Source organism: Pectobacterium aroidearum (genome assembly GCF_015689195.1).
In the GTDB taxonomy this organism is placed as follows: Bacteria; Pseudomonadota; Gammaproteobacteria; order Enterobacterales; family Enterobacteriaceae; genus Pectobacterium; species Pectobacterium aroidearum.
The window spans coordinates 452,845-467,338 of the sequence record NZ_CP065044.1; the positions used below are offsets into that span (position 1 = coordinate 452,845).

Annotated in this window: 16 protein-coding genes; 11 read left to right on the forward strand and 5 right to left on the reverse strand. The window is 53.6% G+C overall.

What is annotated here, in order from left to right; all coding sequences use genetic code 11:
* The 11 genes from I2D83_RS01925 to trpS all read left to right on the forward strand — a co-directional run bounded on the left by I2D83_RS01925 (position 1) and on the right by trpS (position 9,460).
* On the forward strand, positions 1-570 hold the full coding sequence (locus I2D83_RS01925; protein WP_205947449.1) for a PilN domain-containing protein: 570 nt from the start codon (positions 1-3) through the stop codon (positions 568-570).
* Complete coding sequence (locus I2D83_RS01930) at positions 563-1,150, forward strand: hypothetical protein (protein WP_205947450.1); 588 nt, start codon at positions 563-565, stop codon at positions 1,148-1,150. Before I2D83_RS01925 ends, I2D83_RS01930 begins: the two co-directional genes overlap by 8 nt.
* Entirely contained in the window at positions 1,147-1,524 is a 378-nt protein-coding gene (locus I2D83_RS01935; RefSeq protein WP_182100805.1) for a DNA utilization family protein, read from the forward strand. Before I2D83_RS01930 ends, I2D83_RS01935 begins: the two co-directional genes overlap by 4 nt.
* Before the next feature lie 79 nt (positions 1,525-1,603).
* On the forward strand, positions 1,604-2,878 hold the full coding sequence (hofQ, locus tag I2D83_RS01940) for a DNA uptake porin HofQ (RefSeq protein WP_413232273.1): 1,275 nt from the start codon (positions 1,604-1,606) through the stop codon (positions 2,876-2,878).
* 350 nt (positions 2,879-3,228) lie between these two features.
* Complete coding sequence (aroK, locus tag I2D83_RS01945) at positions 3,229-3,750, forward strand: shikimate kinase AroK (protein ID WP_005969451.1); 522 nt, start codon at positions 3,229-3,231, stop codon at positions 3,748-3,750.
* Positions 3,751-3,802: 52 nt separating this feature from the next.
* Positions 3,803-4,888 (forward strand): 3-dehydroquinate synthase, encoded by a 1,086-nt coding sequence (gene aroB, locus I2D83_RS01950; protein WP_015841981.1) that lies wholly within the window; start codon positions 3,803-3,805, stop codon positions 4,886-4,888.
* 167 nt (positions 4,889-5,055) lie between these two features.
* Positions 5,056-6,072, forward strand: a complete 1,017-nt coding sequence (locus I2D83_RS01955; protein ID WP_205947451.1) for an SPOR domain-containing protein — start codon at positions 5,056-5,058, stop codon at positions 6,070-6,072.
* Positions 6,073-6,151: 79 nt separating this feature from the next.
* Positions 6,152-6,964, forward strand: a complete 813-nt coding sequence (gene dam / locus I2D83_RS01960) for an adenine-specific DNA-methyltransferase (protein ID WP_180779247.1) — start codon at positions 6,152-6,154, stop codon at positions 6,962-6,964.
* A gap of 120 nt (positions 6,965-7,084) precedes the next feature.
* Positions 7,085-7,762, forward strand: a complete 678-nt coding sequence (gene rpe, locus I2D83_RS01965) for a ribulose-phosphate 3-epimerase (RefSeq protein ID WP_015841978.1) — start codon at positions 7,085-7,087, stop codon at positions 7,760-7,762.
* Positions 7,755-8,459 (forward strand): phosphoglycolate phosphatase, encoded by a 705-nt coding sequence (locus I2D83_RS01970; protein ID WP_180779245.1) that lies wholly within the window; start codon positions 7,755-7,757, stop codon positions 8,457-8,459. Before rpe ends, I2D83_RS01970 begins: the two co-directional genes overlap by 8 nt.
* Positions 8,456-9,460, forward strand: coding sequence for a tryptophan--tRNA ligase (trpS, locus tag I2D83_RS01975; protein WP_180779244.1), 1,005 nt, complete (start codon positions 8,456-8,458; stop codon positions 9,458-9,460). The genes I2D83_RS01970 and trpS overlap by 4 nt, the downstream gene beginning before the upstream one ends.
* 78 nt (positions 9,461-9,538) lie before the next feature.
* Here the strand turns inward: trpS and I2D83_RS01980 are convergent, their stop codons facing one another.
* The 5 genes from I2D83_RS01980 to I2D83_RS02000 form a co-directional block, all read right to left on the reverse strand.
* The gene (locus tag I2D83_RS01980; RefSeq protein ID WP_194431203.1) at positions 9,539-10,993 is read right to left on the reverse strand and encodes a M20 family metallopeptidase; all 1,455 of its coding nucleotides are present in this window, start codon (positions 10,991-10,993) and stop codon (positions 9,539-9,541) included.
* Between the two features lie 94 nt (positions 10,994-11,087).
* Positions 11,088-11,957, reverse strand: coding sequence for a transporter substrate-binding domain-containing protein (locus I2D83_RS01985; RefSeq protein WP_015841974.1), 870 nt, complete (start codon positions 11,955-11,957; stop codon positions 11,088-11,090).
* 96 nt (positions 11,958-12,053) lie between these two features.
* Positions 12,054-12,818 (reverse strand): ABC transporter ATP-binding protein, encoded by a 765-nt coding sequence (locus I2D83_RS01990; RefSeq protein ID WP_015841973.1) that lies wholly within the window; start codon positions 12,816-12,818, stop codon positions 12,054-12,056.
* Positions 12,815-13,549, reverse strand: coding sequence for an ABC transporter permease (locus tag I2D83_RS01995; RefSeq protein WP_015841972.1), 735 nt, complete (start codon positions 13,547-13,549; stop codon positions 12,815-12,817). Before I2D83_RS01995 ends, I2D83_RS01990 begins: the two co-directional genes overlap by 4 nt.
* Positions 13,549-14,265, reverse strand: a complete 717-nt coding sequence (locus I2D83_RS02000; RefSeq protein WP_015841971.1) for an ABC transporter permease — start codon at positions 14,263-14,265, stop codon at positions 13,549-13,551. The genes I2D83_RS01995 and I2D83_RS02000 overlap by 1 nt, the downstream gene beginning before the upstream one ends.
* Positions 14,266-14,494 lie beyond the last annotated feature (229 nt).

Consider the following 14,494-nt stretch of genomic DNA (forward strand, 5'->3'; position numbering starts at 1 on the left):
ATGCTGCTGATTAACCTTTTGCCTTGGCGCAAAACCCGGATGCGCCAGCAGGCTCGTCGCTGGCTGGGGCTGCTGTGGTTACAGATAGGGATAACGCTCTGCCTGCTCGTCGCGAGTTACCTATTTGGGCTGCATCAGCAACAACAGGCGCAGGATGCACTCAATACGGTGTTGGCCCAGCAACAGCAACTGACGGCGTTATATCAACAAACGCATCAGGCGCGGGAAACGCTGCGCCGCTATCTGGAACAAGAACGGGCTCAGGCGGTTATTCTGCAGGACAATCATCGCAATCTCGGTTTGTTAGAACAGATTGCTGGCATCATGCCTGCGCGTCTGTGGTTGACGGAAATTGCCGATCGCGGATCGCATCTGCTGCTGTCAGGCGTGAGTGAAAGCTATCGCGATATCATTACGCTACAGCACGCATTATTGCGCCATGCTTCCGTCGAACGCGTACAACTCCTACATACGTCCCGAGAGCGTGGGGTGAACACCGGGCTGCGCTTTTCCCTTCAGGCTAACTGGCGTGATGTGAGCACTTCCTCACAGGGGGAAGGCCATGATTAATCAAACACTCATGATTGACGCCGTATTGAGCCGGCCGGGATTGATTAATAAACCACTCTGGCAGCAGATAGCTCTGCAATTGGCATGTGTCACCGCTGCCGGACTGCTGGCTGGTTGGTCGCTGATAGGCGAAGTCCGGCAGACGGTGACTGGCATAGAAGAGCAAATGATTCAGGCGCGTTTGGATATACAAGCACTCCAGCAGAAGCTAGACGTGATGCTGCCACTGTCGGCGCTACGCGAGCAATTAGCGGAGAAAACCGCGCAAGACACTCTCTTTCAGCCCGACAGACTGGCACAGCTTATCGCTGAGCCTCTGTCATTGGCCGGTGCTTCACTGCTGTCGTGGCAGCCTGTTCCGCGTCATGCTGAGGGGACTCATCATGAACGTTGGCAATTGGTGTTTAACGCAGATTACTCGGGGGTGTTGCAGGTGCTTCGTGAGCTGGCTGCGCTGCCTTATGTGCTGCGGATTGCGCAGTTGAGCATCAAGCCTGAAGCTGGTCTAACAGCGTCGCCGCCGGAAATACCCCGTCTTCAGGTTGAACTCACGCTGATTGGGCCGGAGGTGACGCCATGAGCCATGCCTCGTTTCGTCTCACATTCATGCTGCTAGTCGTGGCACATAGTGTGCAGGCGGAAAATCCCGCAGCACGTATCGATCCGTTTCAGCCGTTGGTCACCACGCGCTGTTTGCCCTCAGAGAGGCAGCCACCGTGGCAGCTAAAAGGTGTGATTGGTTCCGGTGAACACTGGGTTGGTTGGTTAGCGCGGCCTGAGGTCGGTTGGGTTCGGCTAGTGAGCGGCGAGACGCTCCCCCCAGGGAATTGGGTGGTCAGTCAACTGGATAAATCCGGTGCCACACTTGTCCCGACGCTGCGTGAGACGGAGTGTGACGGCCTGCCAGATAGCCTGCTGCTGGCTTCGCCGTTTATCAATAAACCAGAAGAATAGGTGAAATCTGCCTGACGGAGTGTATTCGTTTTTAACCGATTTCTTTTGACAGCAGCGTATCTCGATAACAAGGAAAGTTATGAAAATTAGTATGTTATTTCAGGTGCTGGTATGGGGCGGGCTGCTTTTTCTTGCCGCGTCGTTTCAGGCTCGTGCGGAAAATTCGGTATCAATGGCGTTTGAGGATTCGCCGATAGCGCGGGTACTCCAGGCGTTAGCCGAGCACCAGCAGCTTAATGTTGTGATCGCGCCGGGCGTGACGGGGAACCTGAGCGTAAGGTTGGCTGAAGTACCGTGGCAGCAGGCGCTGGATATTGTTCTGCGCATGGGTAAGCTTAGTGCGGAACGCAACGGTAATGTGCTGTTGGTTTTCCCTGCCGGGCACCTTGAATCCTTACAGAAGGAACGGGACGAACGTATGGCGGAACAGGAGCAAAAATTACCGCTGCACAATATCTCAGTCGCATTGCAGTATGCCGATGCGGCAGACGTGGCAGCCAGCGTTCAGGCTCAGCGTGGAACATTGCTCTCTGCACGCGGCAGCGTAACGGTGGATAAACGAACGAATACGTTATTGATTCGCGATACGGAAGACGCTTTGGCACAGCTCGAACCGTGGGTGAAGGAGCTCGATCTCCCTTTAGCGCAGGTGCAACTGGCCGCGCATATTGTCACCATCAGCAGTGAACACCTTCAGGAGCTGGGCGTTAACTGGGGTCTGGGTGAAGGGAGTGCGGCGAATAATGCACTCAGGCTGAATAATTTTAATGTCGGCCTGCCAGTGGATACGCCAGCAATCAATGCGGGGTTCCATTTAGCACGACTGAATGGCCGCTTGCTGGATCTGGAACTCATGGCGTTGGAGCAGGAAAGTCAGGTCGAAATTATTGCCAGCCCTCGGCTGTTTACCGCACACCAGCAGACCGCCAGTATTAAACAAGGTACGGAAATTCCATATCAGGTCTCCAGCGGCGCCAGCGGATCGACGTCTATTGAATTTAAAGAAGCGGTGCTCGGAATGGAGGTCACACCGGATATTTTGCGTGCCGGACGGATTACGCTGAATCTGAAAATCAGTCAAAACATGCCGGGACAGACGATTAAGCAGGGCGATAATGGCGAAGCCTTAGCGATCGATAAACAGGAGATCCAAACTCAGGTGACGGTCGCCGATGGAGAAACTATCGTATTAGGCGGTATTTTCCAGCAGCAGAAAAAGAACAGCGACAGACAGGTACCCATATTGGGTGAGGTTCCCGTATTTGGTCACCTGTTCAGAAACCATACTCAACAGCACACGCGACGAGAATTGGTCATTTTCATTACGCCGACGCTGATACCCGCCTCATCGTGAGTAAAACCAGTCGCACACTGATGCCATACGGTTATTTTTTTCCTGACAGAGCGCAATATTTTATCGCGTTCGCGCTTATGCGTTTGACGCTGCGGCGGATTTAGCTTACAAGGGTTAGCGAATTGAGCACTGAAGTGTTGTTCCACCGAAAATGTCGATAAAACATACTGCATTGACCCTCTGTGGTCGGTGTGACATTTTATTCGGTTGCCAAACTACCCTGAGTCTTGAGATAATTTTTTGTCTGATTCTCGCACTATCGCTCATGAGGTTTCAGTTTAGGTCCCGCCGCTGGGTTGATTGGCGGGGCGGGTTATCATTAACGAATTGTCTTAGTAATACCAAAAAACATGGCAGAGAAACGCAATATCTTTCTGGTTGGGCCTATGGGTGCCGGCAAAAGCACTATTGGCCGTCAGTTAGCTCAGCAACTCAATATGGAGTTTTTCGACTCCGATCAAGAAATTGAGCGACGCACTGGGGCTGATGTGGGCTGGGTATTCGATGTGGAAGGCGAAGAAGGCTTCCGCGATCGTGAAGAGAAAGTCATTAATGAATTGACGGAAAAACAAGGCATCGTACTGGCGACAGGCGGTGGTTCAGTCAAGTCACGTGAGACGCGTAACCGTCTTTCCGCGCGCGGCGTTGTCGTTTATTTGGAAACGACGATCGAGAAACAGCTGGCCCGCACGCAGCGTGATAAGAAGCGTCCGTTACTTCAGGTTGAAACCCCTCCACGTGAAGTATTGGAAGCGCTGGCGAAAGAGCGGAACCCGCTTTATGAAGAAATCGCTGACGTTACCATTCGGACTGACGAGCAAAGTGCCAAGGTCGTTGCTAACCAGATTATCAATATGCTGGAAAGTAACTAAGAGCATACCTTTATCCGCATTGAGCGGATCCTGAACGGGTTGTTTAACGCGCATGGAAAGAATTACCGTAACACTTGGGGAACGTAGTTATCCCATTACGATAGCCGCCGGATTATTTGATGATTCGGCTTCTTTTATGCCGTTAAAAGCGGGGGAGCAGGCCATGCTGGTGACCAACCAGACCTTGGCCCCTCTGTACCTTGACCGCGTTCGTGGTGTGTTGGAAAACAGCGGCGTACATGTCGATCAGGTTATCTTACCTGATGGCGAGCAGTACAAATCGCTCACCGTATTGGATCAGGTTTTTAGCGCTCTGTTGGCGAAACCACATGGTCGTGATACGACGATTGTTGCCTTGGGTGGCGGTGTTATCGGCGATTTAGCCGGTTTTGCCGCGGCCAGTTATCAGCGCGGCGTTCGGTTTATTCAGGTGCCGACAACGCTGTTATCGCAGGTAGATTCCTCCGTCGGTGGTAAAACCGCCGTCAATCACCCGTTGGGTAAAAACATGATCGGGGCGTTCTACCAGCCCGTATCGGTTGTGATCGATCTGGATTGCCTGAAATCTTTACCGGCACGGGAATTGTCATCCGGGCTGGCGGAAGTCATCAAGTACGGCATTATCCTGGATCGCGATTTCTTTCTTTGGCTCGAAGAAAACATTGAAGCAGTGCGTGAATTACAGCCTGACGCGCTGGCTTACTGCATTCGACGCTGCTGTGAAATTAAAGCGGCAGTGGTCGCGGCAGATGAACGCGAAAGTGGTATGCGTGCTCTGCTCAATTTGGGCCATACTTACGGTCATGCTATCGAAGCGGAAATGGGCTACGGCAACTGGCTTCATGGCGAAGCGGTTGCGGCAGGCATGGTGATGGCTGCACATACGGCACGTCGCCTTGGGCAGTTCTCTGCTGAGGATGTTGAACGAGTCAAATCTCTGCTGGTTCGTGCTGGCCTGCCAGTGAACGGCCCGACGCAAATGGCGCCCGAAGCCTATCTTCCTCATATGATGCGCGACAAGAAAGTACTGGCGGGTGAGTTACGTCTGGTGCTGCCAACGGCAATTGGCCAATCGGAAGTCCGTGGCGGCGTAGCGCATGACATGGTGCTGGCCTCAATAGCTGATTGCCTGGCCTGATGCGATAACGCTACCGGGTTGTGAAAGACGATCGGTTATGAAAGATAAGTATTAACGACAGACACGCCCTGATGGGTTATGGTTAATAAAATACAATGCGTTACGATTCAATGATTCGCCCTGACGACGTCGCGGTGGATTCGAGCTTTTTAGTGGGGAGATGTTAAATGGATGAGTTCAAGCCGGAAGATGAGCTGAAGCCTGATACCAGTGACCGTCGACCTACTCGTCAGCAAAAAAGCAGCAACTTCGCGGTACCTAAAATCGCGCTTTCCAGACAGCACCTAATGATTGGTATTGGGATTGTAGTGCTGGTATTGCTGATCGTTGGTATCGGTTCTGCTTTGCAGGCACCTTCTCAGCCACAAACGTCACAGACGCAGAATCAAGCGAGCGGCGAGAGAAATATTGATCTCTCTTCCTCGTCCTCCATGACGCAGAACGTACAGCCTTCCTCACAGGGTGAAAGCCCTGCGGCAGTGTCCGGTGAGGCCAGTCATGGTCAAGCGTCAGGGCAGGCGTCTTCTCAGATGCCGACATCGCCTCAGACATTGAGTGCTCCGCCGATTTCCGGTACGCCGACGGATGCGCAGGTTCAGCAGCCGGTAGCAGGCCAGCAGCGTATTGAGCTGCCGGGCAATATCACCGATGCGCTGTCGCAACAGCAAGGGCGCGTGAGCGAATTCTCTCAGGGTGCGACAGGAAACTCGACGCTGCCGACGGCGCCTGCGACAGTCGCGCCGACGGGGAAAACGCCAGCTACCTCATCCGCTAAAAATACGCACAATACGGCGCCTGCGCACGCGAATAACACCAAGCTCGCTGTGAACAGCGCACCAAAAGCGCCAGTAGCCAGCAAGCCTGCAGCTAACGCCAAAGCGGCACCGGCGGCAGCCGGGCAAAATGTCTCCGTACAGAATGCGCCTGCCAGCCACTTTACTTTGCAACTGAGCAGCGCTTCACGCGCGGACACGCTGAAAGCCTACGCGAAACAGAACAATCTCACCCATTCGTGGGTGTACGAAACGAAACGAGACGGAAAATCCTGGTATGTGTTAGTGACCGGAGTCTATGCTTCTTCTGCGGAAGCGAAACAGGCGATTGCTGCCTTGCCCGCAGAAGTTCAAGCGAAAAAACCATGGGTTAAGCCGATCCGCCAGGTGAAGCAGGACTTGAATAAGTAACACCAATTTTAGCCCTGATGTGCTGTCTGACACAGAGTACAATCCGTGGCTCTGAAACGTATGAGTAACTAACGACGGCATGAAGAAGAACCGCGCTTTTTTAAAATGGGCTGGTGGTAAATATCCGCTGGTAGAAGAGATTCGTCGCTATTTACCCGCAGGAGACTGTCTTATTGAGCCCTTTGTCGGCGCGGGTTCCGTATTTCTGAATACGGAATACGATCGCTACATATTGGCCGATATTAATAGTGACCTGATTAACCTGTACAATATCGTCAAATCGAATGCCGATGAGTTTGTTCTCGATGCCCGTAAACTGTTTACGGAAGAGGTGAACACGTCTGAGGCGTTTTATCTGCTGCGTGATGAATTTAACCTTTGCAGCGACGCCTACCGGCGCGCGCTGCTGTTTCTCTATCTGAATCGCCATTGCTATAACGGCCTGTGCCGCTACAACATGCGTGGTGAATTCAATGTTCCTTTCGGGCGCTATAAGAAGCCCTATTTTCCTGAAGAAGAGATTCGCTGGTTCGCCTTTAAGGCGCAGAATGCCACCTTCGTCTGTGAGCATTATCAGGACACGCTGGAAAAAGCAGAGAAGGGATCGGTTATTTATTGCGATCCGCCTTATGCGCCGCTGTCTGCGACCGCAAATTTTACGGCTTATCACACCAATAATTTCAGCCGTGCCGATCAGCAGAGTCTGGCGCAATTGGCGCGCCGTCTGTCGGTAGAAAGCAAGATCCCGGTACTGATTTCCAATCATGACACGTTGCTGACCCGTGAGTGGTATCAGGAAGCCGTGCTGTATGTTGTTAAAGCGCGTCGAACAATTAGCCGTAATATTTTAGGGCGTAGTAAAGTAAACGAGTTATTAGCCCTCTATCGGTGATACCGTTGTATACAGGGTGGGGTAAACAGAGCGCAGTGAATCGGCCAATGGCGTGAAAGGCGTCATTAGCCGCGAACAGGTTACCCGCAGGCATTCAGACTTTACCGTTTGGAGAAATGAATGAAACCGTTTTTAATCGCGCCGTCCATTTTGTCGGCTGATTTTGCCCGTCTTGGTGAAGATACCGCTAACGTATTGGCTGCCGGGGCTGATGTGGTCCATTTTGATGTTATGGATAACCACTATGTGCCAAATTTAACGATTGGCCCGCTGGTACTGAAATCCCTGCGCGATTACGGCATTACCGCGCCGATTGACGTTCACCTGATGGTGAAACCTGTCGATCGTATCATCCCTGATTTCGCCAACGCGGGAGCCAGTTTCATTACCTTTCATCCCGAAGCCACCGATCACCTCGATCGCTCATTACAGCTGATCAAAGATCACGGTTGCAAAGCCGGACTGGTGTTTAACCCTGCGACGCCGTTAAGTTATCTCGATTACGTCATGGATAAGTTGGATATCATTCTGCTGATGTCGGTCAACCCCGGATTTGGCGGCCAGTCCTTTATTCCCAGCACGTTGGATAAGCTGCGTCAGGTGCGTCGTCTGATCGACGACAGCGGTTACGACATTCGACTGGAAGTCGATGGCGGCGTTAAAGTAGAGAATATTGGCGCGATTGCTGAAGCAGGCGCGGATATGTTTGTGGCGGGATCGGCTATTTTTGGTCATCCAGATTACCGTGCCGTCATTGATAAAATGCGTAATGAAATTTCAAGGACGAAACATGACTGAATTAACCGCGATTCGCGGATTGGCTTTTGATTTAGACGGGACATTGATTCACAGCGCACCGGGTTTGGCGGCGGCAATCGATCAAGCGTTAGTCGCGCAGTCGTTACCTGCGGCGGGCGAAGCCCGTGTCGCAACCTGGATTGGTAACGGTGCGGACGTGATGGTGGAACGCGCGCTGCGCTGGGCTGGCGTTGAGCCAACGGCCGTACGCCACCAGGAAACCCGTGAGCGGTTCGATAGCTATTATGCACAGACGGTGGATAGTGGCAGCACGCTGTTTCCGCAGGTAAAAGAGACGCTGGCGCAGTTGGCGCAGCAGGGCGTGCCGATGGCGGTGGTGACCAATAAACCCACGCCGTTCGTTGCTCCGTTATTGGCAGGCCTCGGGATTGGCGACTATTTTTCGCTGATCATCGGTGGCGATGACGTCATTGTGAAAAAGCCTCACCCTGCGCCACTCTATTTGGTGCTCGGTAAGCTGGGGCTGCGTGCCAGTGAACTGCTCTTCATTGGTGATTCACGCAACGATATTCAGGCGGCACAGGCCGCGGGCTGCCGCAGCGTTGGCATGACGTATGGTTATAACTACGGTGAAGCGATTGAGCTGAGTCAGCCAGATGTTGTTCTGGATCGTTTTGCCGATATTTTGCCTCTGATCGGGCATTCTTCTTCACACAATCAGGAACCCTTAGTATGAGCAAGCCCATTGTATTTAGCGGTGCGCAGCCGTCTGGTGAATTGACCATTGGTAACTACATGGGGGCGTTACGTCAGTGGGTCAACATGCAGGACGATTACGACTGCATCTATTGCATCGTGGATTTGCACGCCATCACGGTACGTCAGGATCCGCAGGCGCTGAGAAAAGCGACGCTGGATACGCTGGCGCTGTATCTGGCCTGTGGCATCGATCCGAAAAAGAGCACCATTTTTGTTCAGTCCCACGTGCCTGAGCACAGCCAACTGAGCTGGATACTGAACTGTTACGCCTATTTCGGCGAACTGAGCCGTATGACGCAGTTCAAGGATAAATCCGCGCGTTATGAAGAGAACATCAACGCGGGTCTGTTCGATTATCCGGTACTGATGGCAGCAGACATCCTGCTGTACCAAACGAATCAGGTGCCGGTGGGCGAAGATCAGAAGCAGCATCTGGAACTGAGCCGTGACGTTGGTCAGCGCTTCAACAGCCTGTATGGCGATATTTTCAAAGTGCCTGAGCCGTTCATTCCGAAATCGGGCGCGCGCGTGATGTCGCTGCTGGAACCAACCAAGAAGATGTCCAAATCTGACGATAACCGCAATAACGTTATCGGTCTGTTGGAAGATCCGAAAGCGGTGGTGAAGAAGATCAAACGTGCGGTGACGGATTCCGACGAGCCGCCAGTCGTGCGCTATGACGTGACGAATAAAGCCGGGGTATCGAATCTGCTGGATATTCTGTCTGGCGTGACGGGAAAAAGCATCCCTGAGCTGGAGCAGGAATTCAACGGCCAGATGTATGGTCACCTGAAAGGTGCGGTGGCGGATGCGGTATCCGGCATGCTGTCTGAGCTGCAAGAACGTTATCATCGCTTCCGTAACGACGAGGCGTTTCTGCAACAGGTGATGCGTGAAGGTGCTGAAAAAGCGAGTGCTCGCGCACAGGAAACGTTGAAGAAAGTCTACGACGCCGTTGGTTTTGTTTCCCGCCCGTAAGTCTTAATCACCGTCAGGAGATGTGCTCCTGACGGTTTCCTTACTGCTTCCTACATATCCACTTCAATCAGCTTATTATCACTGCGGGATAGGCGGGAACACGTCGTCTGGAATCGGGTTTTCAAACGGTGTGTGCTGCAATCTTTCCTGATGATCGGCTTTTGCCTGTGCAATCAGCTCAGGCGTCACCAGCAGGTCGATAGCCAGTGATGCCATTGCCTTCGCTGCATACTCCATGCCTTTGTGGGCAGCACCGGTTTTCCCCTGAGCGACCAGCTGCCATGAATGCGCCGGTGTACCGATGGCGTAAGTGGCGCTGCGGATCTGCACCGTCGGCACAACCCAACTCACCGTCCCAACATCGGTGGAGCCGATGAAGGCTTCATTCGGGCTATACAGCGGATAAATCCCGTCGTGCAGCGTTAAACCCGGCTGAGGTTTGACGCCGAAACGCGCGTAGGATTCGGCAATGTCTTCGGCGCTCAGCGCCGTCTGGAACATCGCCGCCATCTTACGATCTTCGTCATCAAACGGTATCGGGCCGAGCGCCAGCAGATGTTCGTGCATACGCGCTTCCAGTGGCGGATTTGCCAGTAGGTTGGCATCACCGCTAATCACTTCGCTGCTGACCTCAGTTTCCGTCATCAGTGCCGCGCCTTCGGCAATTTTCTTCACGCGTTTGACGAGCTGGTGCAGCTCCGGCAACTGGCGTGCCCGCACGAGGTAACGCACAGTGGCGTTGGCCTGAACGACGTTCGGAGCCTGACCGCCGCTGTCGGTAATCGCGTAGTGAACGCGAGCGGAGGAAGGCATGTGTTCACGCATGTAGTTCACGCCGACGTTCATCAGCTCCACGGCATCCAGCGCGCTGCGGCCCAGATGCGGGCTGGCGGCGGCATGAGCGGCGCGACCTTTGAAGTAAAAATTCAGTTCGTTACAGGCCAGTGATACCGGGCTGTTGACGCCAGTGAAGGTTGCCGGATGCCAGCAGAGGGCGATATCGACGTCGTCAAAGACACCTTCCTTGACCATAAAACCTTTGGACGAGCCGCCTTCTTCCGCAGGGCAGCCGTAAAAACGCACGGTTCCGGTCAGCGCATGCTTTTGCAGATAATCTTTCACTGCCGTTGCCGCCTGTAGTGCTGCAGTACCGAGCAGGTTGTGTCCGCAGCCGTGACCGTTGCCCCCGTTTTCCAGCGGCTTCGGTTCTGCGACGTTCGCCTGCTGGCTCAGGCCCGGCAGCGCATCGTATTCACCCAGAATGGCGATAATCGGCAGACCTGCGCCGAATTCTCCCAATAGTGCGGTAGGCATACCGGCGATGCCTTTCGTCAGGCGAAAACCTTCCGCCTTCAGGACGGCTTCGTGCTGTGCCGCTGAACGATGCTCTTCGTAGTTCAGCTCCGGCGTATCCCAGATGCCGTCGCTCAGCGTACAGAACTGCTGTCGCTTGGCCGCAATCAGGTCGCAGATTTCTTCTACGGCTTGATGGTTGACCGCGGGCAGCGTTCCTTCATTGTGTGTTGCATTCATGCGTGGTGTGCTCGTTTGATTGTTCTGATAGGCATTGGCGAGGGCGAGTCATAGCCGGCTAGCCATGACTCACGATTCTGCAATCGGGTAATGCTTAGAGCGGCGTGGTGTCCATGCCGAACCATTTTTCGCTCAGTTTTCTGATCGTACCGTCTTGCTTGGCCTGATCGATGGCCTTGTCGAACATGGCTTTCAGCTCTGGATCGCTCTTACGCAGGCCAACGGAAGAGCCGCTGCCCAAAATGCCGCCGATGAACTGTGGCCCCGGCGTGACGATATCGGCATTGCCCGGTTTTTCCGAAATGCTTTTCAGGTAAGGTGCGGAAGCGATAACCAGATCGACACGGCCCGCTTTCAGATCCAGATCGTGTTCTTGCGTGGTTTTATATTCACGTACCTTCATCACGCCTTTCATATATTTATCCAAAAAGGCGCTGGCGATAGAGGCGGACTGTACACCAATAGTTTTGCCTTCCAGCAGCGGTTTCAGCTTCTCAATTTCAGCCTTTGCGGTGGCTTCATCGGCTGGGTTAATGGAGAAACGCTGGCCTGCGTCTGGGAACTCTTTGGCGAGTTTGCTGGATTTCAGTACGGCGAAAGTCTGTCCTGCCTGCGTGTACGGCTGGCTGAAATCGATCACCTCACGGCGTTTTTCCGTAGCGGACATACCAGAAATGATGGCGTCGAACTTACCAGCATTCAGGGCAGGAATGGTGCTGGTGAACGGTTGAACCATGATCTCGCATTTCACCTGCATGTTGTTACACAGCACTTTGTACAGTTCGATCTCCATACCATCCAGCGTGCCGTCTGGCTTGGTGAAGTTATACGGGTGGTAAGCGCCTTCGGTGGCGATGCGGACGGTCGTCCATTTCTTCTCTTCCGCTGAGGCGGTGAATGAGGCGGCCAGCGTACCTGCCATGCACAGCGAGCAGGCGAGCAGAGTCAGTTTTGATTTGATCATGATGGTTTTCTCCTGGTACTTCATATAATTATGTTTTTCCCACTTTCATCACGCGACAGAGAGATAAATCTGCACATGAAGCTAGCGGGGCTGTGTTTACCAACTGGCAATAAATTGCCGGAAGCGAGCCGACTGGCTGGCAGTGAAAACCTGCTCCGGCGTTCCCTGTTCTTCAATTTCCCCCTGATGGAGGAAGACGATACGGTTAGAGACTTCGCGGGCAAAATCCATTTCGTGAGTCACGACCAACATGGTCATCCCTTCGTCCGCCAGCGTGCGCATCACGCGCAGCACTTCGCCAACCAGCTCCGGGTCGAGCGCGGAAGTCGGTTCATCGAACAGCATCACTTTGGGTTCCATCGCGAGCGCGCGGGCAATGGCGGCGCGCTGCTGCTGTCCGCCGGACAAATGCGCAGGATAGTAGTGGCGCTTATCGGCCAGACCGACTTTCTCTAACAACTGCTCGGCGTGCTCCACACACTCTGCCTGTGGACGCTTTAAGACGTGCACGGGCGCTTCGATGATGTTTTCCAGCACGGTCTTGTGTGACCAGAGGTTAAAATTCTGGAACACCATACCCAGCTGAGTACGAATTCTGTCGATCTGTTTAGGGTTCGACGGGCGGTTCTGCCCTTTGCGGTTCGGCTTCATTTCAATCGCTTCTCCGCCGACGAGAATCTCGCCCTGATCGGGAAGCTCAAGCAGATTGCTACAGCGCAGCAGCGTCGATTTGCCTGAACCGGACGATCCCAGAATGGAGATGACTTCCCCCTGATTGGCTTCAATGGAGATCCCTTTCAGAACGTCCAGAGAACCGAAACTTTTGTGAATGTTGCGCAGGCTAATGGCGGGTGTCGTCATTGCAGGTCTCCCAATTTCTTAATTTTTTTCGCTGCCGGCTGCGCACCCGGCGCACGGAGATGAGGGGTAAGCGTAAATTCTGTCCACATCAGCAAACGTGTCAGAATGAGGTTAATAAACAGATAAATGGCACCGGCGACCAGGAAGACTTCGAGCGCACGGTAAGTTTCTGCGATGAGGCGTGCGGCGATCCCGGTGATTTCCATCAGTGTGATGATGGAAGCCAGCGAGGTCGATTTCACCATCGAGATCAGCTCGTTGCCGTAAGCAGGGAGCGCCTGACGGATCGCCAGCGGGAAAACGATTCGCTTGAAAATCATGAACGACGGCATGCCGCAGGCGCGCGCGGATTCGATCTGGCCTACCGGAACGGACTGCAATCCGCCACGGATAATCTCGCAGGCATAGGCGCCGGTACACAGGCTGAGCGACAGCAGGGCGCACCAGTGGGGTTCCCGCAGGAACGGCCACAATATGCTCTCGCGAATCCATTGAAATTGCCCCAGCCCGTAGTAAATCAGGAACAGCTGCACCAGCAGCGGCGTACCGCGGAAAAACAGCACGTAGGTTCGTGAAATTGAGCGCAGCACGGCAAAGGATGACAGCTGCATCAATGCCAGCCCTAACGCCAGAAAGAAGCCCAGAAAAACGGAGCTGACCGCCAGTTGCAGGGTCAGCGGAATACCGGGAATAATCTCCAGAAACGTGTCGTACAGAAAAGGAAAATCCATCAGCGTTTCACACCCCGGGAATAATGAGACTCGGCGCGGCGCATAATCCAGCCGGAACCGATCGAAATAAGCAGATACAGCAGTGCGGCAGCCATGAAGAAATCAAACGGTTTGCCAGTAGAGCCGGCACCGGTTTGCGACTGTGTCATCAGTTCGGCGACACCGGTAACGGAAACCAGCGCAGAGGTTTTCAGCACCAGTTGCCATACGTTGCCGAGCGCGGGGATGGCATGGCGCAGCAGAAGCGGCATGATGATGCGGCGCAGGCGTAGCATCGTTGGCATGCCGCAGGCTTTAGCGGCTTCAATTTCCCCTTTGGAAACGGCGTAGAACGCGCCGCGATAAACTTCCGTCTGCTGTGCGCCGGAGGAAATGCCGACGGCGAAGACACCAGCGAGGAAGCCGGGAAAACCGAGAAATTCGTTGCTGCCAAACAGTTTAGCCAGCAGCGTTAACGCGGAACTGCCGCCGAAATAAAGCAGGTAGATGATGAGCAGGTCCGGTATACCGCGGGTGATGGTGGTGTACCCATCAGCCAGATAGCGCACGGGGCGATTGCCGCAAATTTTGGACCAGGCGCCAATCGTGCCGATCACAGCTCCCAGCAGGAAACCGCAGATCGCCAGTGCGAGCGTCATTCCTGCCCCAATCAGTAATAATTTTCCCCAGCCATGCTCACCAAAACTGATGAGTTGCCAGAAGGTAATGTCTTCCACAAGTGACTCCAAACTGCTTACTTATTGTTCTGCCTGGCAGAACTGTTTTTTGTGATCAAAGGACTACATGCTCCGTTTCCGTTCAGAAACGAGAGTAGAAATACGTAATGACGCGATGTATCACCCTTCGATATGTACTCATGCGTGAGGCACTAATTTCGATAAACCACGATGGCTTGACGATGAAATCGGTTCGAGATGAACGACTCAGAGGTCGTGCCGCGAATCT

Bases quoted from the DNA above. Each gene is read 5' to 3' on its own strand.
- dam (WP_180779247.1), top strand. From the start codon at position 6,152: ATGAAGAAGAACCGCGCTTTTTTAAAATGGGCTGGTGGTAAATATCCG.
- I2D83_RS01935 (WP_182100805.1), top strand. From the start codon at position 1,147: ATGAGCCATGCCTCGTTTCGTCTCACATTCATGCTGCTAGTCGTGGCA.
- I2D83_RS01925 (WP_205947449.1), top strand. From the start codon at position 1: ATGCTGCTGATTAACCTTTTGCCTTGGCGCAAAACCCGGATGCGCCAG.
- trpS (WP_180779244.1), top strand. From the start codon at position 8,456: ATGAGCAAGCCCATTGTATTTAGCGGTGCGCAGCCGTCTGGTGAATTG.
- I2D83_RS01930 (WP_205947450.1), top strand. From the start codon at position 563: ATGATTAATCAAACACTCATGATTGACGCCGTATTGAGCCGGCCGGGA.
- I2D83_RS01955 (WP_205947451.1), top strand. From the start codon at position 5,056: ATGGATGAGTTCAAGCCGGAAGATGAGCTGAAGCCTGATACCAGTGAC.
- I2D83_RS01985 (WP_015841974.1), bottom strand. From the start codon at position 11,957: ATGATCAAATCAAAACTGACTCTGCTCGCCTGCTCGCTGTGCATGGCA.
- hofQ (WP_413232273.1), top strand. From the start codon at position 1,604: ATGAAAATTAGTATGTTATTTCAGGTGCTGGTATGGGGCGGGCTGCTT.
- aroB (WP_015841981.1), top strand. From the start codon at position 3,803: ATGGAAAGAATTACCGTAACACTTGGGGAACGTAGTTATCCCATTACG.
- rpe (WP_015841978.1), top strand. From the start codon at position 7,085: ATGAAACCGTTTTTAATCGCGCCGTCCATTTTGTCGGCTGATTTTGCC.
- I2D83_RS01980 (WP_194431203.1), bottom strand. From the start codon at position 10,993: ATGAATGCAACACACAATGAAGGAACGCTGCCCGCGGTCAACCATCAA.
- I2D83_RS01995 (WP_015841972.1), bottom strand. From the start codon at position 13,549: ATGGATTTTCCTTTTCTGTACGACACGTTTCTGGAGATTATTCCCGGT.
- aroK (WP_005969451.1), top strand. From the start codon at position 3,229: ATGGCAGAGAAACGCAATATCTTTCTGGTTGGGCCTATGGGTGCCGGC.
- I2D83_RS01970 (WP_180779245.1), top strand. From the start codon at position 7,755: ATGACTGAATTAACCGCGATTCGCGGATTGGCTTTTGATTTAGACGGG.
- I2D83_RS01990 (WP_015841973.1), bottom strand. From the start codon at position 12,818: ATGACGACACCCGCCATTAGCCTGCGCAACATTCACAAAAGTTTCGGT.